The 24975-nt window shown below is 38.8% G+C and carries 17 protein-coding genes and 1 tRNA gene; 7 read left to right on the plus strand and 11 right to left on the minus strand.

Annotated elements, in window-relative coordinates; translation table 11 throughout:
* Positions 1-9 precede the first annotated feature (9 nt).
* From DBR32_RS12465 to DBR32_RS12485, 4 genes are all read right to left on the minus strand, one after another.
* A complete protein-coding gene (locus DBR32_RS12465; RefSeq protein WP_124636667.1) occupies positions 10-1983 on the minus strand; it encodes an ATP-binding protein in 1974 nt (657 codons plus the stop codon).
* Between the two features lie 381 nt (positions 1984-2364).
* Positions 2365-2664 (minus strand): helix-turn-helix domain-containing protein, encoded by a 300-nt coding sequence (locus tag DBR32_RS12475; RefSeq protein ID WP_233559733.1) that lies wholly within the window; start codon positions 2662-2664, stop codon positions 2365-2367.
* 66 nt (positions 2665-2730) lie between these two features.
* A complete protein-coding gene (locus DBR32_RS12480) occupies positions 2731-4029 on the minus strand; it encodes a relaxase/mobilization nuclease domain-containing protein (RefSeq protein WP_124636669.1) in 1299 nt (432 codons plus the stop codon).
* Positions 4017-4406: a plasmid mobilization relaxosome protein MobC gene (locus DBR32_RS12485; protein WP_124636670.1), complete on the minus strand. Its 390-nt coding sequence runs from the start codon at positions 4404-4406 to the stop codon at positions 4017-4019. The genes DBR32_RS12480 and DBR32_RS12485 overlap by 13 nt, the downstream gene beginning before the upstream one ends.
* 1446 nt (positions 4407-5852) lie before the next feature.
* Here DBR32_RS12485 and DBR32_RS12490 point away from each other — a divergent pair.
* From DBR32_RS12490 to DBR32_RS12515, 6 genes are all read left to right on the plus strand, one after another.
* Complete coding sequence (locus tag DBR32_RS12490; protein WP_124636671.1) at positions 5853-9242, plus strand: hypothetical protein; 3390 nt, start codon at positions 5853-5855, stop codon at positions 9240-9242.
* A gap of 34 nt (positions 9243-9276) precedes the next feature.
* A complete protein-coding gene (locus DBR32_RS12495; protein WP_158605983.1) occupies positions 9277-13812 on the plus strand; it encodes a DUF6443 domain-containing protein in 4536 nt (1511 codons plus the stop codon).
* A 3-nt stretch (positions 13813-13815) separates the two neighbouring features.
* Complete coding sequence (locus tag DBR32_RS12500; protein ID WP_124636673.1) at positions 13816-14259, plus strand: hypothetical protein; 444 nt, start codon at positions 13816-13818, stop codon at positions 14257-14259.
* 360 nt (positions 14260-14619) lie between these two features.
* Positions 14620-14919, plus strand: coding sequence for a hypothetical protein (locus DBR32_RS12505; protein ID WP_124636674.1), 300 nt, complete (start codon positions 14620-14622; stop codon positions 14917-14919).
* Positions 14920-15445: 526 nt separating this feature from the next.
* Positions 15446-15835 (plus strand): hypothetical protein, encoded by a 390-nt coding sequence (locus DBR32_RS12510; protein ID WP_124636675.1) that lies wholly within the window; start codon positions 15446-15448, stop codon positions 15833-15835.
* The gene (locus DBR32_RS12515) at positions 15816-16757 is read left to right on the plus strand and encodes a zeta toxin family protein (RefSeq protein ID WP_124636676.1); all 942 of its coding nucleotides are present in this window, start codon (positions 15816-15818) and stop codon (positions 16755-16757) included. The genes DBR32_RS12510 and DBR32_RS12515 overlap by 20 nt, the downstream gene beginning before the upstream one ends.
* 161 nt (positions 16758-16918) lie before the next feature.
* On the opposite strand, the gene DBR32_RS12520 is transcribed toward DBR32_RS12515, so the two are convergent.
* Both DBR32_RS12520 and DBR32_RS12525 read right to left on the minus strand, forming a co-directional pair.
* Positions 16919-18205 carry a site-specific integrase gene (locus DBR32_RS12520; protein WP_199724477.1) on the minus strand — a complete coding sequence of 429 codons (1287 nt, stop codon included), beginning with the start codon at positions 18203-18205 and terminating at the stop codon, positions 16919-16921.
* A 232-nt stretch (positions 18206-18437) separates the two neighbouring features.
* Positions 18438-18510 (minus strand) — tRNA-Lys (locus DBR32_RS12525).
* 535 nt (positions 18511-19045) lie between these two features.
* On the opposite strand from DBR32_RS12525, the gene DBR32_RS12530 reads away from it, so the two are divergent.
* Entirely contained in the window at positions 19046-20143 is a 1098-nt protein-coding gene (locus tag DBR32_RS12530) for a two-component regulator propeller domain-containing protein (RefSeq protein WP_124636677.1), read from the plus strand.
* A 572-nt stretch (positions 20144-20715) separates the two neighbouring features.
* On the opposite strand, the gene DBR32_RS12535 is transcribed toward DBR32_RS12530, so the two are convergent.
* The 5 genes from DBR32_RS12535 to DBR32_RS12555 all read right to left on the minus strand — a co-directional run bounded on the left by DBR32_RS12535 (position 20716) and on the right by DBR32_RS12555 (position 24880).
* Positions 20716-21132: a hypothetical protein gene (locus DBR32_RS12535; protein WP_124636678.1), complete on the minus strand. Its 417-nt coding sequence runs from the start codon at positions 21130-21132 to the stop codon at positions 20716-20718.
* 49 nt (positions 21133-21181) lie between these two features.
* Positions 21182-21610 carry a hypothetical protein gene (locus tag DBR32_RS12540; protein ID WP_148089216.1) on the minus strand — a complete coding sequence of 143 codons (429 nt, stop codon included), beginning with the start codon at positions 21608-21610 and terminating at the stop codon, positions 21182-21184.
* 175 nt (positions 21611-21785) lie between these two features.
* A complete protein-coding gene (locus DBR32_RS12545; RefSeq protein WP_233559734.1) occupies positions 21786-22157 on the minus strand; it encodes a hypothetical protein in 372 nt (123 codons plus the stop codon).
* Between the two features lie 154 nt (positions 22158-22311).
* Positions 22312-22944 carry a response regulator transcription factor gene (locus DBR32_RS12550; protein ID WP_124636681.1) on the minus strand — a complete coding sequence of 211 codons (633 nt, stop codon included), beginning with the start codon at positions 22942-22944 and terminating at the stop codon, positions 22312-22314.
* Positions 22937-24880, minus strand: a complete 1944-nt coding sequence (locus tag DBR32_RS12555; RefSeq protein WP_158605985.1) for a sensor histidine kinase — start codon at positions 24878-24880, stop codon at positions 22937-22939. Before DBR32_RS12555 ends, DBR32_RS12550 begins: the two co-directional genes overlap by 8 nt.
* Positions 24881-24975: the final 95 nt, after the last annotated feature.

Raw genomic sequence — 24975 nt, forward strand, 5'->3', positions numbered from 1 at the left:
TTCTAAAAATTACTTTCTGATTTGGTGTAAAACTTCTTTTGTTTCACTACTTACAAAGTCTACCTTTAATTGTTTAGTTTGCTGTTTAAATAAGTCCATTCCAGGGACATCATCATATCTCTCACTAAGTTTTTGTCTTAACCCAAATAATCTTTTTTCCGCCGTATCGACAAGTTGTCCAAATGTTGTAATTCTAATTTTCCCCATTTCTACAGAATTTCCGTTCAATACCTTCGCAATTGGTTGTATTTTTTCTGAGAATGATTCACCAACAACAAATGCTTCTATGTATGGTGAACCAATTAGGTTTCCGCAATTCATAAACTCTTCTACATAACCTTGTGCCTGGTTTCTTTCTTCTCTTGTAAGTTTAAATCCACCTCTTTTTAATTCAATAACTAGGACTTTATTGACTGTTGCTAAATTGGAATCACTATCAAAGGACTCTGTACCTGTAATAGAGGCTGTAGAATTATTCAAAACAACTATGTCAGGACGCTTCTTATGATTATTAAAAACATCTGTTCCAATTTTCTTTTTAAAGACGGCTTCAACTGCCGTTTGCAACTGTCGATTAGATGAATATTCTGCTGATTCAAATTCGGGTCCGAATAACCACCTCGCCCCAGTCACTAATGGATGTAAGACATGTAATTCATCTACGTCTTTATCTTTAGAAAGTTTGCGAATAGCTTCTATTACTGAAATCCGATTATCTATTTCGTCTAAGACGCTCAAAGCGTCTCTTACTGACCACTTTTCCAGAAGACTATTCAACCCATTAATATCATCTTCCGAAAGTTTAGCAAGCTTTACTAATAATTCTTTTCCTGTTCTTGTCTTTTCAAGATTTATAATTGCTTCTACAGCTATTGAGATAGATTCTGGTTTTGCTGTGGGGTGACTTATGGTAATGCTTTCAATTGCCTCGTTAACTTCATATTTTGCTAAAGGTGTTAATTGTGATAATTCGGAATGAAAATCGCTTTTAATCTGTTGTTTTGTTTCTTCAATAGTATCTTTTGCTATTTCTGAAAACATTTTGTTTACATAGGAAATAACCTCTTTGTAAACGCTTTCCATAACTTCTACTTTTTTAAATCCGGTCCAATCCTCATAAATATATTCGGCTAGATCATTTGTTTGAAGAACAACTGTATATTGTTTAGCAAATTTTGTTCTTCCATCAATAACAACCTCATTCCCTAAAATCCAAGACGGTTCTCCAACCAATCTATTACTTTGCCAGAAGGCAATACCTTGATATAAAGTTGAACGAGCAGATTTTTGTGAATCAATAAAGTGTGCAGTTAAGTTAATGTCTCCAATTTTAATATCTGTAGAATCTATTAAACCAGAATGCTGCTCTAATTGGACTGTCTGTCTATTAATTGAAACAATAAATTTGGGGTCATGAAGAAAACGTGCAGAAATGATTTGTAAAATCTTATCTGGGCTAGGTAGATTTCTGGTAACTGTCACTTCCAGTCGTGTGCCAAAAGTACTCGATATGTCAAAATGAGCATCTTTAATGACAAACGGATGGGATTCATTTTGAGTAGTGATAACAAATATTGATTTTTTGCCACCTGAGTTTGTAATTACTGTATATTCTTTGTCGAAACAAAGTAATCCGTGGCGGCCAACACCGTTCCTTCCATAAGCTAATCGCTTTCCTTCTACATTAGGTGGAAAAATAACATTCTTTCCTTGATGTCTAATTCGATTGTACCCGAGCTTCATCCAGCGTTGCTCAAATTGATCTCTTGTTAAGCCTGTTCCGTTATCCTCGACAATTAATTTTTGTCCGTAATCTTCAGGTATAAATATGTCTACCAATGTTGCTCCAGCGTCCCAAGCATTTGCAACAAGTTCGGTAAGAGCTATTTCAGGTGAATGAACTAATGCGCCTAATGTGCGTACAAGATAGTCCTCTTCAAATAAGGAACCTTGAAATATTGGGTTAGGTGTTTTATCGGTCATAATATTTTTAATCTTCTGTTACAATCCATCATTATAAAGATGAATTAAAGAAATTGCAACTGTCTCATGATATTCGGAAGTCCCAAATATTTGTTTGGCAACAATGTTACTAAATTAAGATAGGTTTTTCATTTTTGTTTATATTTTTTACACGAGCTTCTTAATATTGTTTATATATTTCTCCAATATACCCACTCCCAAGCTACCTTTTTCCAGTTGCTTACGGGGTTCCCGTTTTTATATTTCCAATTAAGCGCAGTATACCATTCAAAAAAGCTATGTGCCTGATTAACAGAACACCCAGCCTGTAAAAAGTAAATCTCCACATGAGCAAGCAAGGGAGGGATTGAGACTCCAAAACCTAAACAAACCTTTCCCATACTATTGCACCTTATTGAGTTCCATCAAAGCCAACACATCCTCCTCGGCATAATAAAACACCCCACCAATAGGCGTATAGGGCAGTTCCCTTTTATTGCGCATGGATTGCAGCTTACCCGGGGAGATACCCAGGAGCTTCCGTACCTCCTTAGACTTCAGCCATTTCTTGGCTACAGGCTTCGCTCCCGAGAGCAAAACCTTCAGTTCAGCGCTCAATGCACAGATCAACCCTGCTTTAAATACTTCCAAATCCCCCACGGTAACCAGCCGCTCCTGCGCAGCTATTAACTTCTTTTCCATCCCCACCATTCTTTAAAACAGGCTCAGCGCCCAATATTTAATTAAACCAATAAAAGAAAGATTACCCTATAATCTTCTTCTTTTTTTATTCTTTTTCTTCCACTCATTGGGAACCGTTTGGGTGGCATACTCATATTGAATGAGCAATTCCAAAAGAGACTTTTCATTGCCGGCAGGCAAATCCCTAATGCCCTCAGAAGGGCTATGATCAGGAACAGCAGTACCACCACTACCATCACTAAATCCCTTAGTATCTGAAGCCGAAGCAATATCTTGGCCCATCAGCTTAGCCGATTGATCCACCACAATACCCAGGCGTTCCAGCGTCCCCTGAGCACTATATTCCTTACCCAAAGCACTCCCGTTAAACACCGATTTTGTCTCAAAATGCACATAAGTAATTCCATAAACCATACCACCATCACTTTGGCGGAGCACCATATTAATGCCCTCCCTTCTGAGCAACTCCGCTAAAGCGTCCAAGCTTTTAGGTTGCTTCGACATGATCGCAAAATCAATAACAGATTTAAGCCTGTTTTGATGTTTAAACCTGTCCGCATCCGATTCATTTTTAAGATATAACTTATCCAGATACTTCAAGGTTGGCTTATTGTAAAACAAACTCGCCTTGATCGGTACGCCAACCGCCTTACCCGTTTCATCAATGATCCGGTAGACCAGGCCACCCCTTTCATAGATCCGGCTGCCTTTTTCGCCCCGGTCCGCGCGCACATGGTACAAACCCAGGACCGCATTTAACTCATGAAGCGAACCAAACTTATATTCACCCAGCACCTTATTTAATACCTTCTCAATAGCCCTTTTACTATCCGTTTTGCCATACTGCACCCGTGCAACATCAATAGGTTTCAAGGGATCTTGAAAAGTCTTTTGAACACCCTGCGCAGGCACCAAACCAAACTTCTTTTCCAGTTCCTTACGGGCAGGCTCCGACTTCAAACGACCAATATGATGCAGAGAAATACGCTTCGCTTCCATCGTCACATTCGTTGTGACGATATGGCAATGCGGATGGCCGCTATCATGATGACGGTAGACCAGGTACGGCTGATCACCAAAGCCAATCTGCTCCATATATGCTTTGGCAATCAAACCCATTTTTTCATCAGAAAGCAGCTCATCAGGAGAGAAATTCAAAGAAATATGCACAGCGTTTACGCCCACATCAGGACGTAAACCGGCCACCTTCAATAACATCTTAAGCCGGAGATCCTGGGTTAAATCGGCATCCTGAAAAGGATAATTTTCCGAAAACAGCAAAGACGCCACACCCTCCCTTAACTTATTTTCATTATACGAAAAACTCCTGCGCAGCGAAGTCCCCGTATTGATTACCGCAACCATACTTCCCCCGTTTTAACCACATAATCACGGATCAATTCAATAGCCGAAAAGAGCACAAGCTTTTCCTTTTCATACCGTAAAATCCAATCCCGGAACTCCGGGAGCGCAACCATAAGATGCAGCTTATGGATCATCTGGTTATAATTATTGCCTACTCCGTTAAAGTCCTTTTGCAGCTTAGATAAGACCACCAGGATGTCCTGCAAACCCTCATCCCGAACCGATGCGATCATCGGTTTAGACAGCAGGATCTTACGGGCATACACACTTAGTTGCCGTTCCGTAGTTTTATTAAAATGTTGTAAAAGCAGGGCATATTCTCCCTCATTGAGGCGCAGATGCAGCCATTTGTTTCGGATGTTCTTTTGTTCCTCCATCACTATATCATTATCACATTACACAATCAAACACAATCAAAAAACACTCATCTCCCTAAAAAAGCAAAGCCCACGAGTTCCGAGTATGGGGCTTAAAATTCCGGTGGGGTGATACACCGGTTCATCTTGCCGTTTCCGGGCGCAGACAGGGAAACCGCCGAAAAGCAAGATCTGCCTTTCAAAAAAACAATGCTGATGAAAAGAGAAAAGATCAGCAGGCATCAAAATTCCAAAACCAAAACCGGAAACTAAAAACCAAAAATAAAGAGACCGAAGGAGTTAAACCCCATCAGTGATGCAAAGGTAAAACACCGGTTTCAAAAAAAGAATAGTTGTTCAAATTCTAAATAACCCAACAGTAAAAAGAGGGGAAAAAAGAACAAAATAAAATGTGAAACCAAGTCCTAAAACACCAAAGAATTTGTTGCTTAAAACAAGAAAGATCGTGATACAAATCGCAATCATTTTGTTAAAGAAATCATTGAAACCAAGCCCTGTTTTTAGATCAAATGTGTACATCAATCAGGGGTCAATTTAAATCGGTGCAGCCGAATAAATACAACCTTAAGAAGAATCCAAATAGGGAAAGAAAATGAGGATAAAAGTGTAACAATCTCCTTCCCCTTAAATGAAATTTCTCCAAAAGAAAAGGAAAAAAGAAAGCAATTACAGAATGGGATCGGGCCAGCGGAGCGCTATAAGTCCCGAAGGGTGTTTTGCTGTTTTCGCAGCAAAACATTATGCGCGCGCAGTGCTGTCCGATCCCATTATCTTGGCGGCCTTTTTGTCCTTTTCCTTGTCGGAAAGAATCACGTAATATTTGAAAAAGGCTAATAGATTAAGAGGTATTAGCTTGACCATAGTCCTTAAGGAGTGTTCTTGCTCGAAACACGAACAAAGGGAAGATTACTCGTTTAGGGAAACATTTAGCTTCCGGGAATGGCTCCCCATTTTAATTTAATATTATGTATCAAAGGCTTAGGTGGAGCCTTCTGGATTATTTCACTTTTTCTTGATTAAACGCTTGAAATTATGAAAAACCGCAATATCTTCGCCGCGAAAAATTCCTGTTAACAAAAACCTAAATTTCTTGAAACTATTCTTACAGATGCTGTTAGTATTTGTTTTAGGCACGTTTTTATCGAACGCGCAGGTAAATTGTGAATATGATGCTTCACCCGAGAACAGCAATGTTATTCATAAAGCGCAGGTTTGTATCAGCAAACAATCAGGGCATTCAAACCAATACGTAAAGAAGCTTAGACACTTCCAGAAGAAATTTCTAAAAAGATTGTAAAATCCAACTCCCAATGGATTCGTCTTGCTGGGTTCGAAACTTTAAATAAGTAGATATTAATTATGAAAATTATTTTTTTGAAAAAAACAATCCTTACAATTGGGTTTGGTGTATGCACATCTGTCTTGCTAGGTCAAATCCGGTTAGTAATGCCCCCTGCTCCCAATACCGCTTCACTGGGAAAGTATGTCGATAATCCGGTAGGTTATTATACGGGTGTTCCCGGCATTTCAGTTCCCTTATACGAGATTAAGGAAAGAAATTTCAGCTTACCCATTAGTCTTAGTTACCATGCCGGGGGTATTAAAGTAGAAGAAGTGTCTTCAAATGTAGGCCTGGGCTGGGTTTTAAATGCTGGCGGAGCTATAGTTCGCTCCGTTAAAGATATACCGGATGATTTTAAAGGAATAGAATCTCCTTGTGTTTCATCTTACGGTCAAGGCGGGCCAAATCCCGGTTGCAAAAAGGGCTTATTGCATAGTGGAAAGAATATTGGCGATACTGACCTAGAATATGCCTATGCTCAGGATCTTATAGACCAAAATTATTCATATAATAATATTATTGATAAATTTAATAGGATTGATACCGATCCACAGGGTAATGGAAGACATATATACTTTAAAGATGTCGATTCAGAACCGGATGTTTTTTACTTTAATTTTTGTGGCCATACAGGTCAGTTTGTTTTCCAGGTGATCGATGGAACCGCAACGGTTAAATTGCTTTCAAATTCCGATTTGAGTGTTAAGCACTATCTTGATACAGGTGGGGAGCTGTCAAAGTTTGAAATTATGGATAACACGGGAAATACCTATATTTTTGAAGATATAGAGCGCCAGGAATCGTTTGCTTATAGAATTGTCAATGGTGTCCCTAGTATTCAAATGGAACCGGGATTATTTTCTTCCGGTTTTAATATTACCGGTGCATCTTCCGGCTACAGAACGGGTTGGTATTTGAGTAAAATTGTAACTACTTCAGGAGAAAATATTAATTTTAGCTATAATACGGAATTTAATATAAGTCATACCTCTATTCCGGAGCAGAATTTTTACTGGGGCCCTAGTTGGGCTAATACCTACAATACTTATAATCCAAATACTAGTGGTGCAACCCTATATTTTCTTACTCAAAACTATAATTACCAGTATTCCAAGAGGTTGGGTAAAATCGAAAGTCCTACTGCACGAATTGTTTTTGAACAGTCTTTTGAAAGGCAGGATATTTCTGACTCAGCAATAATCAACACACTTCATCCCCGGGCTATTACAGGACTGACTATTTATTCCCTTGGAAATCAATCAGCAGAAAGGATCAAAAGATTCAAATTTGAACAAGATTATTTTGAAACATCCATAACTCAAGCCTATTATCCAATCGGAAGTAATGAAATGTATCCCCCGAACTCTATAGATATTAATGCGCCGATCAACAGGTATTTCAAAAGGCTTCGCCTACGCAGTGTACAGGAATTAGGATTAACAGATAATTGCATCAATCCGTCAACATCATTTGAATATAAATACAAGGATTTTGCAGGTTATACAAATGCAGATGAACTGCCCTATAGATTTTCTTCACAACAGGATATGTGGGGTTATTATAACGGTGCAACCCAAAATCTCTTTTCTAAAATACCTACACTTTATGTCTATCCCCAGATGTTTGACGATAGCAGGAAAATCGGTGTCTATAAAAGAAACAATTATACCGGACCGGAATATGTATTGGAAGGTGCAAATCGGCAACCGTCTGTGTCAGTAATGGATGTAGCTATGCTTACCAAGATAAATTATCCTACGGGTGGTTATACTAAATATGAATACGAACCGCATAAATTCAAGGATTTTAATGAAGAATTTATCGGTGGTGGGCTTAGGATAAAAAGAATAACTAAGAATGACGGTATCCCCAATAGTCAACCCATTATTTATAATTATGGCTATACCGATAGTCTGAATGTTTCCTCGGGTAGAGCGATCAGTATGCCTCAATACGCAAGCCCTCAAGGTATTGGAGGTATATATCCTTTAGACGGATCTGAAAGTTCGTTTAGGGCGAATACGATCAGGTATAGTGTTACACAGGCACCATTGGGTACTACCCAGGGTTCCAATATTGGTTATCGGAAGGTTACAGAATCCATAAGTGGAAATGGTAAAACGGAATACCAGTTTTCACTACCGGGATATTGGTTTGAGACGAATGATGCGGCTGCACCCTTACCCGGACCGGATTGCAATATCTCAGAAAATGGGATTTGTGATAATTTATATAAGGCAACTCCTGTCGTTACCCTTTTCCCGAGTACCCCATTGCGATACAGTGATTTTAATTTTACACTCTTTCCGGCCTCTATAAATTCATATCCGTTTGCTGAAAATCCTAATTATGACTGGGCGAGAGGTCATTTAATGAAAAAGAATGTTTTCGACCAGAGTGGCCAACTATTGTTGTCAGAAGCCTATACTTATAAAAATTGGATTGCCAATGGCGTGAGTAGTCCTACAAAAGTATACGGGTTAAAGATGGATTTAATCACCGCTTCAAGAAATGCAAACAATAGTAGTCCTTCAAGTTCAAATAGGGCTGGTGTATGGAGAGCCGGTAAATACTATTATCTAACTGATGTAAATAAAGTCTTATCAACTAAAACAACCACAGAATACCAGGTGGGCACAAGTAATTCAATCACAAAAACGGAACAATTTAAATATGATGGAGTAACTCATCCATATAATACCCAGACTAATACAATGTCAAGTACAGGCGACGAATTAATAAAAAGGATAAAATATGCTGCTGATTATAATTACACAACTGCCGGAGGTTTCGGTGGAGTAGAAGGAATTGCTGCATTAAGATACAAACAGATGCGCGCGGTGCCCATTGAAACATCCCTATTTATAAAGCGAAATGGAACCGAATACTTGAAGGGTGCGAGCCTGATGACCTATGATAAGTTAAGTAATAATACCCCGGTTCCAAAAAGAGAATTCAAAGTTGAAAATGGCGAGCTGCTTAATAATTTCGCACCTTCATATACCACGGTAGCTCCTTGGGCTTTAATAAAAGATCCCAATTATGTGGAACAATCAGTCGTCAACCGCTATGATGATAAAGGTAATCCTCTAGAAGTGCAAATGAAAAGTGGGGAGCTGGTATGTTATATATGGGGCTACAATAACGGGCAGTACCCGATCGCTATGATTACCAATGCCAGTTATGCCCAAATTGAAGGAGTCATATCCAGTACAACACTTCAAAATCTTAATAAAGGTTATAGATTAGTCGGTGCTACACAAGTTTATCTGATCGATAATGAAATAAGAGATGCCATAAATACCTTAAGATCGGCTTTGCCAAAGGCACAGGTTACCTCCTATACCTATAAGCTTTTAGTTGGGATGACCTCAGAAACCGCCCCAAATGGAGCTATTATTTTCTATGAATATGACTGCTTTAACAGACTATCATTCGTTAAAGATCAAAATGGTAAAATCATAAAACAAAACACTTATGAATTACAGCAATAAATTTAAATATCCTATTGATCCACAATCAACAATAATGAAATACATGCTTTATAAAGGAATACTTGTTTTTGTAACCATTGGCTTGTTATCGACTTTTATTGCTTCTGGTCAGGCGGTCAATAATCCTGCTACAAATATTCCGGAAAGCCCAGCGGTTTTACCCAGCCTTACAGCCTATCCCGGTTTATTTAACTTTCCTTCAACTACGAAGAAAAACTATATAGTCACCTGGGTACCCGATGCACCGACCACAGTGAAGGACAGTGCCATCAAACACCGACAGGTGACCGATTTTATAGATGGTTTGGGCCGTCCTCTTCAATCCGTTCAAAAAAGAGCCCATGCAGATGGCAATGACTTGGTACAGCATCATTTTTACGATGGGGTTGGCAGAGAGAGTGTTCAGTACCTGCCTTATGCCAAGCAAGAATTTAGTTCATTGGGGCAAATAGATTATTCACCCAAAGTGCGCATGGAAATCTTTTATCCGCTTGCCCAAGGAGAACAACCCTATAGCCAGACCGTATATGATAATTCCCCCCTTAACCGTCCGGTAAAACAGATGTCTCCTGGTAAAAGCTGGGTGGGCAGTAATCGGGGCTCCCTTATGGAGTATAAGACAAATGGTGATGAAACCTATTTTGGAGGTGGGATCAATCCTACCAATATAACCGTAAAGAGCAGCTTTCCGCGTTTTAGCGTCGATGCTACAGGTACGCTTCAATATGACGGAAATTATGCCGATGGGACTTTATACCTCACTAAAGTGACTGATGAGGATGGAAATATTACAGAAGAATGCAAGGATAACCAGGGACGGTTGATTCTCAAACGTAGTCTGAGCAAAAATACCTCAGGAATTATGTATCCTGCTCAGGCATCTGCAAGCCTATTCCCGGTCAACTATGTATATACCATCTATGTATATGATGACCTTGATCGGTTAAGATATGTATTACCACCAAGTACAACCACTCCACAACTGAGCGTCAGCAGCAGTCCGGGTGGCGGGGGTACAATTAATACCTATACCTATAATTGGAGTGTTCCGACCATAACACAACGGGAACAACTGTGCTATACCTATCAATATGATACCAAAAGCAGGATCATAGAAAAAAGAATCCCGGGCAAAGGAATCGTATACATGGTATATGATAAGCGTGATCGTGTGGTGCTCACACAGGACGGGAACCTGAAACAGCAAGGAAAATGGATGTTTGTCTTTTACGATGTCCTTAACCGCCCGACGACAAGCGGCCTGTTAACTATTGCAGATGACAGAGCCAGTTTACAAAGCCAGGTAAATAGCGGCAGTGTAGGCGGTGGCAGCTCTACAAGTCACTGGTTATATTTTGTCAACAATTATACAGAGCAACTTTCTGAAAACTATCCCATAAACGTAACCAATGGTTTTATACTCAGCTATAATTATTATGATAATTATACGCGGCTGGGTGGCTTTAGCTTTGACCCATCCAAAATACCGGCACCCCCCGCAAATGACAACACCATTGTACCCTCCGTTTACAGCAATGCCGTAAGGGGATTAACAACCGGTAGTAAAATAAGGATAATGGACCCGGACAACCCCAGTGGAAATGAATGGATCACCACCGTAAATTATTATGATGCCAAAGGCAGATTGATTCAAAGCCAGCAGAATAACCTGAAAGGCGGTACAGAGATCAGCAGTAACCTATATTACTTCCAGGGGATGGCTTATGAAGGTGTAAACTATCACCAGAACCCAGATGCCATGACTATTCCCGGAGCCAATGCTGCCTTAACAAGCATTAAGTTGGACAAGAAATACAAACGTAACCTGGGCTTTGGCGGTAATGACCAGATCTGGAACATCCAACAAAGTATCAATGATGGTGCTGCTTATAACATTGCCTATTATGATTATAACCATCTTGGCCAACCGGTGGTCAAGCAATATACCATTGCCAATGTATTACAGGAGTACAACATTCGTGGCTGGCTCAAACATATACAGGCGCGTAATCCAGTAGATCAGAATATTAACTATTTTAATGAGACAATTCATTATGATGATGGTTTCGGCAGTAAATTGTATAGTGGCAAAATTGCCGGTACTACTTGGAACTATTATAATGAGGATGATAATGTACAGAAACATGCCTATGGCTATAGTTACGATAAACTCAATCGGCTTACCCATGCAGAATATAGGAACAATCATGCAAACCCCACTAACTGGGTAAATGATAATTACGATTATACCAACAGCAATATCACCTATGATGATTTAGGCAATATCCAGACTATGAACCATAGAGGGAATATTGGGGGCAACCCAGGGGATATGGACATCCTCAAATATATCTATGCGCCCAACAGTAATAAGCTGGTTAAAGTAAGCGATGCCATAGCGGCCAATATAACAAGTGCCTTACCGGACTTTAAGGATAATGCCAACCTTGCTGAAGAATTTACCTATGATGTTAATGGTAACTTGTTGAGTGATGCTAATAAGGATATTAGTGGCATTGCCTACAACTACCTGAATAAACCAGAGAAGCTGGAGGTTAATGGTAAAGGCAGTATTACATATGTATATGATGCTACCGGCAATCTGCTACAAAAGAGAGTAGCCGATTACCAAGCAGGCAATACCGATATCTGGGACTACATGGGGAATTTTGTGTACAAAAATGATCTGTTGCAGTATATCCTCAATGAAGAAGGTCGGTGTCGTCCACAGGTGACCACAGGAGCGATGAGCGGGCAGACCAAGTTTGTATATGATTATTTTATTAAAGATCACTTGGGTAATGTTCGCAGTACGATAGAAGCAGAGCCTGCCAATCAGCAATACCTGGCCCGCCATGAAATCGCTACGGCCAATGCCGAACAATTGATCTTTGATAATATTGCCGCCGTAAGAGCCGATAAACCGGGTAGTATCAACCTTGATGATACCAAAGCAGCAAGATTGATCGCCGATGACCCGGCTAAACGTATTGGCACAGCAATCATGTTACGGGTAATGCCGGGGGACCGTTTTACTTTTGCAACGGATGCCTATTATGAAAGTAGTGGAAATCCGATTGAAGGGCCGACCACAGCAGCCGAAGATATCGTAACTTCGTTAATCGGTGCTTTAACTGGAGGTACTATAGGTGGGGTGCCTGTAAGTGAGAGCGGGCAAAGCGGAGAATTGATCAACCAAGCGTTGGGCAATTCAGGAGTGACCAACAAGTTAGAAAATATACTGAACGATACCTATACAGGTTCAGGCCCCAAAGCCGGCTTGAACTATTTGTTCTTTGATAAAAATATGAAGCTGATGAGTACAATCAGCGGTAGCTTGCCGGTAAATGCGACCCCGGGTGTTTTTGAAAATGTAAGTGTTAGCCCTGCGGTTGCGACTGAACCAGGCTATGTGGTGGTCTATGTAGATAATAGAAGCATCGGTACCGATGTATGGTTTGATAATGTGCAGGTATCCCATTACAGTGGTCAGGTGCTTGAAGAGGATCATTATTATCCCTTTGGATTAGCCATAACCGATAATGCGGCTGGCAATAGCCAACCATATAAGTATCAGGGTATAGAATTGGAAAAAAACTTTGGACTGGAAACTTATGAAACGTTTTATCGTGGACTAGATCCACAATTGGGAAGATTCAACCAACTTGACCCTAAAGCAGAGGTAGATTTATCTTTGAGTCCCTATGTTTCCATGCGCAATAACCCGGCATCTTATACAGATCCTATGGGCGATTGCCCTTTATGTGGCTTTGCAGCCTTTGTAGGGCAAACATATACTTCACCATATGGTAGTAATTACAGGGTTGATGGTACAGGCGACTGGGGAAGAGAAGAAGGAATGCTGGGTGAGGTTACGGCATCCGCAACGAGGCCTGGTTCCGGCTCAAGCGGTTCAGGTGGCCTGTATGGAGATGGTGGCTTAAATGTATGGCAGGCCAGCAACCAGGATATCGGGCGCAACGATTATAACCGTAGCAAGGTAGCCGGTTTTGAAACCGCTATGAAAGTATGGGGCACTACCGGTGCCGCACCATTTGTACTAATTGCCGGTGCAGAGCTTGCTCCGAGTTTGATGGTGGCCTACTTATCCAATCCAATGAGATGGAACGAAGCGGCTAACAATCTGCTGATGGGCTCTCAGGGTTATGCCGGAGAGTCGCCGACAGGTTTAGTTGAATCTGCTTCTGTTAAAGCAGGAGAAAGAGGTTTGGTAAATCTTACTGAGGAGACATTCTCACAAGCGGTGTCTAAAGGTGCAGAAAAAATAAGTGGATATTCAGTTTATGGCACGAACGGATTGGTTGGAAGCACATATAACGTAAATGTTTTTCTTTTAGAAGCTAGCGCAGGAAAAAGTCTATCTGGATTTAGAACATTTATTGGTAATTTAGAAGGAAGAGCACTAGACGCAGGTGCAAGTAAAATATCTATATATGGTTCATCTGTAATTAATAAAGGCTTTCTTAACCCGAACATTGCTAGACGTTTTGGCTATAGCTTTGAACAATCTGGTACTGGAGTGTTTCTACAAAAAAATTTAAAACAATAATTTATGAAACAAAAAACATACAATTCTTCAATATTATTATCAATATTTAAAAGAAAGGGAGGAGAAGGTTTTTGGACTAAATTAATAAATGAAGAAAATAAATATAATTATTATAATGAGTTAGCATTAGTAGCAAAAGATGAAAATGCTTTAGTATGTTTTAAAGAAGACGAATTAAATTGGCTGCTCATAACAACTGATGGTATTTGTGCGGTGTCATTCGGAGAAAAAATCTTTATGCCATTTACAGAATTGGCAGATGTCAGTCTTGCTATGAAGGAAGAATTTAAAGATAGTATAGTTAGTAAGGAAGATTTTACACGACTTGCTTTGACAAATATGAATGGTAATAGATATGTTGTGAAAATTGAAAAAGGAGAACCTTTTCAAGGAATATATCAAATGTTGCACCACATTGCATCAAGTAACAAAAGCCTTAGTAAATAGGGCTTTTGTTATATAATTTAAGGTTGTTGATTTAATTTATCATTAAGCTGGATGTGACTGTTGAATAGTCAAGAACCTTATATTTTATTTCAACGGAAAAGTAATACCAAGTCCATTTTAAAGAAGACTGACTATAAGTAAAGAATTTTTTAAATCAAATAGAAATTTTACTAACTGGGAATTGCACACGATTCTGACAATTCCAAATGCTTTACAGCGAACAACTTTCTATAAGTTTTCAAACGGAAGTTATGATGTAGTTCCCAATCCATTTTAAAATTATGAATGATATATTGAATAGAGTTTTTTAAAATCTGGGCTTATACAGTTAGCTACAGTTTCCTAATCTGGAGAAGTCCAATGAAATTCCCAGACCAAGACGACTATAATAAGTTATATGACTGCAATATTGATATAGAATTTTCGGCAGTAGCATATTTGGATTTACCCAATATCTTGAAAGGAATAGAAATAAGAGAATTGAATGAAGGTATCCCTGAAAAACTAATCCATTATAAAAAAGATTTAGGATTTAAAATTTTTGAAATTAAGTCTGAAAATAATATATTTTATGTTGTTACAGGAAACTATAGAATTGGAAAAAAGAGTGGCACACTGAAGATAGGATTAATAATTCTAATTTGGAATACGATGAAATAGTGGCGAATTCATAGACAGCCATTAATGGGAATGGAAATTACAGTAATGTTGTGGACGGGGCAGTTTGTAGTAGAACCGCCAATAATCCCAGGTACAATGTCGCCAAGTTAAGCATTTAGAATCGTTCCAATTCAACAATCAAAAGTTAGCCCTTTGGATTGGGGAGGATGTTGATTGAATTTATTTAATATGAAAATATTTTGTGAAACTGATCAACATGTTGAAGTGCCTTATGATAGTTTAAAAGGTGTTTCACTTGAAAACCTGAATTTACATCGTGCCCAACTAGAAAATATTGATTTATTTGGTACAAGTTGTCTAAATACTAAAAGCAGGTTGATTCCTGCTTTTAGTATTTTTGGTAATAAGATTAGCCGTTAGTGGTTAATAATTGCTGTTTCGACCTATTTATCCTGCCTACGAATTGTTGGAGATTTTAACACTTATAACTAACTGGATTTGCATTTTATTGAGTAAATTTGAGATAGATAAATATACCCATATTTGGGATAAAAAGGAGAACATTATGATAAAGGAGATTATAAGGGATAATGCCGGCAATCCCGTTTCGGTATTATTGGACTATAAAGAATGGATTCAAATAGAACAAGTGCTGAAACAGCAAAAAGTAAGGATAAATCCACCGGAAAATCCCTTAGATTGGTATGCGCTTACAGAGAGTGCTAACTCGATACTCAATGAGCTCATTGCCTATACAGGCCGCGAGCAATTTTCAGAGCTTAAAAAAGAAATACCAGACCAGGGCAGAATAGAGGAACTGCTTAAGCTATCTGAAGAAATCAAAGCTATAAACAGGAAATCGGCCAACTTTATGGATGGGGATCGTTTGAAGCAGATCATTGCATTATATGGGCCTAAATTAAAAAAGGTTAATAATGGAGAACAGCTCGTATAATGACCTTGAACACCTAAAGGAACAGTATCGTTTGTCTGACAAAGATTTTTCGACAATATTTGAAATTATTGTAGAGCATGTTGCAAAAGGATATATTGCTTCACAAACGCCCAAAGCTGTTATCCTTGGTGCCCAGCCGGGAGCAGGAAAATCAGAATTACAGAAAAACGCTGAGGCTTTGCTTCGGGATAATGCTGTTGTTTGCAATGCAGACAACCTGAGAGACTATCACCCATTGTCAACAGAAATAAAGAAAAAGTACCCTTTAGCTTATCCGGAACTGACGACAGCATATGCACAGCAGTGGAATGACCAATTATGCAGATACTGCAGAGAAAACAGGTTAAACTATATTCTTGAAACTACCTTTTCATCAGGTGAAAGGCTTAACGAAACCATCCGGGAAATGAAAGATAATGGTTTTGAGGTCGATATTATGTTACTGGCGGTGAGTCCGAAGCTGAGTTTACTGGGCACTTACATTCGTTATGAAGAAAATCTGCAAGAACAAGGTCTGGGCAGAAAGGTATCAAAAGATGCGCACGATGTTCGTTTTGAAGCGATACCGACCACAATAGCAGCAATATCCCGGAAGCGACTTTTTGACAATATCTCTATATACGCCCGCTCCATTATACTGGAATATACAAGTTTGGTGGAGGGAGTAACTTTGGTTGCTCATAACCCGGTTGATATTATGGAAGTTTATAAAGAAGAGGTACTACGTTCCTGGTCTCCTAAGCTGCAAGAATATTATTTGAAGAGCTGTACTAAAGTACTGCAGATGATGGAAAGGAGATCAGCTTCCCTGCCAGAAACAGACCGCTTCAAAATGGAACTCAATTTAACTGCCGTGCTGACGCCAAAACAGGAACTGCCAGAGGAACAAAGGTTACGGCAAAAGAGAGGACGAAGAATTTAAGTCCTTAGAAACCCCATTAAGCATCCTTGCAGCACAGAACTCCCGGCGCTTGCCCTGTCCATTACTTAATTTTTTCCGGTTTATTATTACATCAATGAAAAGCAGGCTCTTTTAAGGGAGCCTGCTTTTTAATTATTATAAGATTATTATCCATCATTAAACTATCCTACCAGCATCAATTTCCCCTTTTCATCAAATAGCTTAGATCTTACAAATAGGTTAATATTACGGCTGATGCGTTCCTTACGTACTCTGCAATAACGCTGGGTGGTACGGATAGACCGATGGCCCAGCATTTTACTTACATCTTCGAGTGGTACTCCTAAATTAAGCATCATATCCGCAAACGTATGACGGGCAAGGTGCGTATTTAACTCCCGGTCCAAACCACAGATCAAAGCAATCTCTTTCAGATAACCATTATACCTCGTATTCGAAGATACCGGCATCAAAGCATTACGCACCTTACATTTAGGGTGATCTTTATATTTAGTAATAAGTTCTTCTACATTCGGCAGGATCGGCACAATTTCAGAAACGCCCGTTTTTCCCCGATCTTTGATCAACCATCGTTCCTTGTCTACTAAGACAATATTTTCAGGAGAAAGGGCATAAATATCCTGATAGGCAAAACCCGTAAAACACTGGAAGATAAAGGCATCACGCACCTCATTCAAGCGATCTACCCCAAAATCCTTCTGCTGAATGGTAAACACCTGTTGCAGCTCCAAAGGCGGAATATCCACCAAATCCCCTCCACAAACAAAATCGGCAATAGGATTAGCGGAGATAATTTGCTTTTTCACTCCGGCCTTAATGATCTGTTTCAGCTTCTTGATATGCTTCTTAGCCGTAGGATCGGCCAAAGGATAATCCACATAAATGGTCAGGTAATCATAAAACTCATCTGCAAAAGCAGGGCGTATCTCCCCAAAAGCAATATCTGTAACTCTATACTGAGACTCCAGAAAAGCAAGTACCTTGGTTTTAGTAGATCGCCAATGACGTAAAGTACCATCTGAACGGTTATCCTGTCCAACCATCTTAGCAAAGCGCTCAATAAACTCCGAAAAAGCAACCATCAATGTAAAGTTTTCCGCATCTGCCATATCAGCAGAAACCACAACAGCCGATTTTCCGTTATAAACATTCTTTACCATCTCCGGAGTGACAACAGCATATTGCAGGCAAAGTGTATCATAGATTCGTTCCATATCCACACTAACTTTCCTGATCTTAGTATTGATACTTCTATGATCAGCATCCTGCCTTAAAACCATCTTTCGTTCCACATCCCAATGTTCGGGAAGCACAGATGCCCCCAAAGACAATTCCCGGGAAGCACAATCAATGGTAATACGTACGGAGATCGGTACTTTACCGTCTTTTCTTTTTTTACTCCTTTGCAACCAGAACAACAGATCCGGTTTTTCTTGTTTGATATTCATCACACAGCACATTAAAAAGGTTAACAAAAATTAATTTGAACAGCCCTTTGATCGATTACACGCATCAAACGAAATGAGGTTCGCGGTTACCAAAAGTAAAAAAAGGAAATGGTAACCGAAATGGTAACCGTTTGGTATGGATCAGAATGGATTGAAATGGTATGATTATCTTTTAAAAGCGGCCTTTTCAATATGATTTAATGCAAGAAGGCATGCTTTAGCATGCCTTCTGTGATCCCGCTGGGACTCGAACCCAGGACCCCATCATTAAAAGTGATGTGCTCTACCAACTGAGCTACAAGATCATTTGTTTGATTTGCTTTTTAATATATTTATACTCAAAAATTAAAAAATTTCCGCTGAAAAAACAGCAATTTCAAATTGTTTGATGTGTACTAATAAATCAAATAGCTGATTGGAGTGCAAATATATAACGAGTATTTTGTTCTACCAAATTTCGCTAAAATTTTAATTTCGATATTAGGGTGATTATGTGAAGCATTAATATGTTATTGATCTTTTTACAGCATTGTATCTTTTGCTTAAAACTACTAACGTAAAATGATTTGTAAAGCAGTATTTATATTAAGAAATTGGCTTTATAGTAACCGAAAACTTATTTGTATCATTATAAGACATAAATGATGATGTCCTATAAAAAGGAAAAATATGGAATAGGAGCCGTAAAGATTCTTGCTCAATACCTCGAGTTGTTGGGATGTTTCAGAATGCAATGATTAACTTGTGAGCTTTAAAATGAAATGGCGCATATATCTGAACCTTTGCAGCGATGCAACTAAACTGAGCACCCGGGATGGTTGACCTAAAAAAATAAAAAATATGACACAAAAAATACTCAGGCAGGCCTCAACTATGTCACTTATTTTACTAATGCTTTTTTCCTCTTGTAACGGACAGAGCAACGCCCATAAGGATAAAATTGTTGCGCAAACGACGGTTCAAAAGGAAACACAATCTCTTAAGGTAAATGGAAAAATTGTCAATGAATTGGGCAAGGATATTCGTGATGTTTTACAAGATAGAGAGGGCAATTATTGGTTTGCAACTTATGGTGAAGGCATATATTATGCTAAGCGAGAAAGATTATTTCAAATCACGGACAAAGATGGTTTGGGTAGTAATTTTGTTGCGGATATTAAAGAGGACAGTGCAGGGAATTTATGGTTTAACACCAGTGAAGGACTTAACAAGTTCGACGGAAATTTTTTTATTGATTTTGCGGATACACTAAAAAATGCACCAAAAGAAGATTTAGAATTAGAAAAAGAGGGCCTCTTTTTTTGTTATAATGGCAATGTGTATCACTACGATGGGAAACGCTTTGCCCAATTTGTTATTCATCCCGCCACATACAAACCTTCTCCAACAAATTTAGACAGACCTTATGGGGTTTATTGTATTCTAAAAGACAAGTCAGGTAACATTTGGTTTGGGACAGACCAACAAGGCGTTTGTCGTTATGACGGTAAGACATTTACTTATTTTACAGAGCAAGGACTTAATAGAGGAGCTGTTCGGGCTATCTTTCAAGATAAGAGGGGTGATATTTGGTTTGGGAATAATGGCTTTGGCTTATTTCGCTATGATGGTAAAACACTCACAAATTTCACAGAACAGAATGGGCTTGGAAATCCTGATTTCGTGAATAAAAAAACTACCTCAGCGCGTAAAGCAAACCTTGCCAGAGTTTGGACAATCAATGAAGACAACGAAGGTAATCTTTGGATAGGAACAATTGACAATGGCGCCTGGAAGTATGATGGGAAGAACTTGAAAAATTTCACGACCAAAGACGGGCTTGCAAATGAAAAAGTCAGCACTATCTATAAAGATAAGCAAAACTCCTTGTGGTTTATAACAGAAGGTGAAGGAATCAGCAAGCTGAACGGACAAACATTTGAGAAGGTTATAAAATAAATAAAACGACTGGATCGGATCTGTCTGTAACAAGAGCTTGGATAGGACAAAATTAAAGGGACAATCTTTATAATGTGATTTTGTATTTTGGCTTTACATTCCTGCCTCTAAAAATGGCACTTTATATCAGCGAAGAACGGTCATCGCTTCGGTTTTCCCCGAAAAACTGGTATTTGACGGATTTAGTTTTCGAACTACAAGAATCAACGAAGCGATCAGGCTTATATCGTTAGTAAACAGGAAACTACAGGGTAAAAAAATGGGACAAACCAGTTATTTTCTGATTTGTCCCAAGAGGTGATCCCGCTGGAATCAAAATTAAGTATGCTATGTAATTATAATCAACCAATTGCGAATTTTTCATTCTGATTTGTAACCGAAAAGGTAACCGTTTCAAATGGTTTGATATGCATTAAAATAGATCAAATAACTGCTTATTTACTATAAATGTACATGGATTATTTTGTTGTTACAAATTCTAATAGAGATATCAATAATTAATCATTTTTAGAGCGGCATTTATCTAAGCATAATACCACCCCAAAAAACTATCAGAAGAATATTCTTTTTATTTATTCATAAAATTCATAGTTGAGCGTCGATTCATTCACTGTTTTACCATTCGGAAAATCAATTGTTGAAAAATCTGATGATGAACCATTTGCCGATATATCTTTTACGGAAGCCTGCGATTGGTATTCTGCTCCATCTGTAGTTTTTACTTTGAAGCGAATGTAATAGTTGCCATCTTCGTGCTGATCGCCATAAGCTTCATTTTTTAAATTTGTGACTTCAAATTCTATTCGGTAAGACACTTGACCTGCCTCTTTCTTCAAAATGGTCAATTTGAAGTCTGAAGGTTTGAATTTGGATACAGGATCACCGCCACCCGGTTCATTGCCGGACTTATCGCAACTCAGTAGAAAAACGCTAGACAATAAGCACAATAATAAAATATTCAAGATTTGTTTTGCATGTTGTCTGTTCATCGTTTATGTTTTATGGAGTTTAAAAGACTGGATCAAACTTTTGATAACGTTATTGATCATTATATATTTCATAAGTCAAAGTAGAGGGCGCTATCGTTTTACCCGCCGTGTAATATATACCGAGATCATATGCATGGCTTCCGCCAGCTTGTGTAGTATTGATCATCAAATTATCTTCATATTTCGTTCCATCTGTTGTCGCTACTTTAAATCTAAGGGAGTAATATCCATTTTCAACATTGCGGGTATAACCTTCATTCTTTAGGTTCTTAACCTCATAATATATTGTATAAGGACTTGATGTCAAGTTGGTACTGGTACTGGTAATGGTTACCTGGAAATCTGAAGGTTTGAAATTGGATACTGGATCACCTCCCCCCGGGCTATTGCCTGATTTGTCGCAACTCAACAGTAGGGCACTTGAAAATAAGCACAATAATAAAGTACTCAAAATTTGTTTTGCATGTTGTCTGTTCATCGTTTCTATTTTATTGATTTTAACTTTATTGTTCATTTTTGGGTAGCAATAATTCAATCATTTTCCTGCAAAACAAGAACTTTAGATCCACTATAAGGTGATCTGTAACCAACGGAATTATCAAATAGCCCAACGTTCCGATAAACGTAAATAATCTACGATAATATTAAAAGAATTAATCTTTATACACTCTATACGTGACAGTAGAGAGATCTGGTGTTTTTCCGGCAGAAATCGCAATATTAGTAACCTCTGCCGAAGTTGCCCCTGCATTAAGCTCTAGAGGCAACAGATCGTTTTGCTGAAAGGAATTGCCATCGGTAGTCCTAACAGTCCATTCTATCCTAAAACTGGTTCCTCCGTTAATGCTGGAATAGTTCCTGCTGCTGATGTTTTTAAAGTCATAAGAAACGTGAACATTAGTACTAGAATTCACTTCTTTTATAATATTGGACACTTCAAAATCAGAAACATTGAACGAGCCGGTATCACCATCTGGTCCTTTATTTTTGGAACAACTTAATACGAGCGTAAACAAACCAAGCATCAGAAGACTTGAAAGAAATAACTTTTTCATAATATTTTTGTTTAATTGAATATTTAGTTAAACTATTTAAAGCAAAAATACGACTAACAAAAACCGCCCACAATACCGACAAATCGGCTTTTTTGACCTCCTACTATTAGGGTGTCATGCATTCTTATAGCATTTTATGCTCCACCAAAAGCATCAACAATTCAGCGATATTTTTAACTTCGAATTTCTGTAACAGGTTTTTACGATACGTGTCTACGGTGAGTTTACTCAGGAAAAGTTCTTCTGCGATAACCACCGTTGTTTTGCCTTGCGCCAATAGTAGCAACAATTGTTTTTCCCGTTTGGTCAGGGAGGGCAGTTGCTGTGCTGCAGTAGTCGGCGTTGCCAGGATTTTCTTTACTTCTTTACTTAAGACTACTTCCCCTTCCAGGACATCGGCTATACCGCTTAACAGCTCTTCGGCAGGCACATCTTTTAGCAGAAATCCGGACGCACCGTTATGCAGCATTTGCAGGATCGTACTGTGCTCTGCCTGATTACTCAGGCCAATAACAAGGGTATCGGGATATTGAGATCTGATTATTTTGCAAAGGTCCACGCCGTTAGTATCAGGTAAGGCAATATCTAAGAGCAGAACATCTACTGCATTATGTTCCAGGAAAGAAAGGATGGTATGGCCATCGCCAAAACAAACCAGGTTATATTTTTCCTGCTGATGGGCAAAAAGTGACTTCAACCCTTCTATAACAATTGGGTGGTCATCCACCAAAGCCAACGTTATTTTTTGCTTAGCCATATAATTCAATATTTACGGTCGTCCCTTCATTTGCAGCAGCATCTATCTGCATTTTTCCCTTCATAAGATCTACCCGGTTTTTGATATTAATCAATCCGATGCCATTGGATAGTGATTTTTGTTTCGGATCAAATCCTTTACCATTATCTTCTACGGTAAGCAGGAAATGGTTGTCGCTCTGAATGCACTGCACGATAATTTTTGATGCTTTGCCGTGTCGAATGGCATTTGCAATAAGTTCCTGTATGATCCGGTAAATATTGACCTGCGACTGAAGTGGAATTTCCCTTTGCATGCCATTGGGTTGACATTCAACAACTGTTTTTTCAGAAGAAAGCGACACACATAAATCATACAATGCTACTTCCAGCCCGGAACGAATGAGCGTTTCCGGCATCATATTCCGTGCGATACGGCGTAGTTCCCCAATAGAATGTTCCAGTTGCAGAATGGTTTCGCCAATAACGGGTGTATCGGATGGGTTTTGAACTCCCGAAAGTTTTATTTTAATACCGGATAAAGCTCCACCTAAACCATCGTGAAGGTCACGTGCAATACGTTGGCGTTCCCGTTCTTCCCCTTCAAGAATAGCTTGTGTAAGCTCCAGCTCTTTTTGTTTTTCCAGTTCCTTTAGCTTTAATATGGTACGCTGCTGCCTGTTTCGGTAAATGTACACCGACAAAATAAAGGCCAATAGAAAAACCGCAGCACCAATACCCAAAAGCCAGTTAAGTAATGTTTGGTTTTTCCGGATCAGTAAGGTTTCCTTTTTTTCGACTTCCAGCAGGGTGATTCGGTTTTCTTTTTCGGATAGCTTCAATTTTTTATCTATTACATTAATTTCCTTTCTGAAATCGTCATTGTATATTGAGTCGCGAAGGATATAGGCCTTCTTCAGCCAATCATAAGCGGTGGCAAAGTCTTTCGTCCTTTCATGAAGTTCTGCCATATGGGAGAAATAGATGCGCCTGTTGTTTGGAGTAACCATTAAACCCGGTTTTAGCGCCTCTAAAATAGCTTTTGCTTCAGCGTATTTACCTTGCTCGGACAAAGCCTTAAATAACTGAAAATATAAAGCCCTTAACCGATAATCCTGACTGGCATCACCCGTAGAATTGACCGTTCTAATCACTTCCTTTGCAAAGCGTTCCGCTTTAACATAATTTTTTATCACATTGTAATAGTTTACCTCAGTTTCTTTAAGGCTTATATATAACGGATCATTTTTATGACGGTTCGCCAAGGGGAGTGCTTGATCCAGATAATATTTGGTAGCATCTGTTTTCTCCTGGTGTAAAAAATTCGTTGCTGCCCCAATAAGCGCTTCTAGGTGATCGAGTTCGTCTGTATTGGTTAAATTTTGATGATAAGCGATACTTTTTTGATAGTATGCTTCTGCTAACGGATAATCTTTAAGGTTCATCAGCAGCATACCGATCGTATAATTATATCTGGCCTGAAATTTATCATTCTTTGCTTTCTTTGCCAAAGGAATACAATGTTCCATCAGCATGGCCATAAAAATTTCAGAATCACCCAGATAGTCGTATTGAGCCCCGATATTATACCAGGCACGCGCCTGAAATTCTAGGCTTTCCGTTGATTTAAACTCTTCTAATAGGGTAATGCCTTTTTTATACTGATTGATGGCATTTTCCGGTTCTTTATAAAAAAGCAACTGGCCATAATAAAAATGATATACCCCGGTTAAAAATTTATTGTCTTTACTTAATTTAAGACCGATGTCCAGTTCTGCTTTTCCCTTTTCAGGTTCCTGACTATATTCATCGCTCAGTAAAAAGCTGGCCCTTGCTTTTATACTATCTGTTTTGCCCTGTATTTGCAGGTTCCTTAAACTATCAATCTTGTTACCTGATTGCGCATACGAAATAAAAGAGAAGAGTAAACCGGACAGGACAAAGATTGTTTTTTTCATATGGTAGGTTTTAGCTATATCGACTTTCATATTTAAAATTAATGCAAAGCATTTTATAGCTATCCTAAATTTGCAATATAAAAGTCCAATAAGAT

The organism is Taibaiella sp. KBW10, from assembly GCF_003852495.1.
GTDB lineage: Bacteria > Bacteroidota > Bacteroidia > Chitinophagales > Chitinophagaceae > Edaphocola.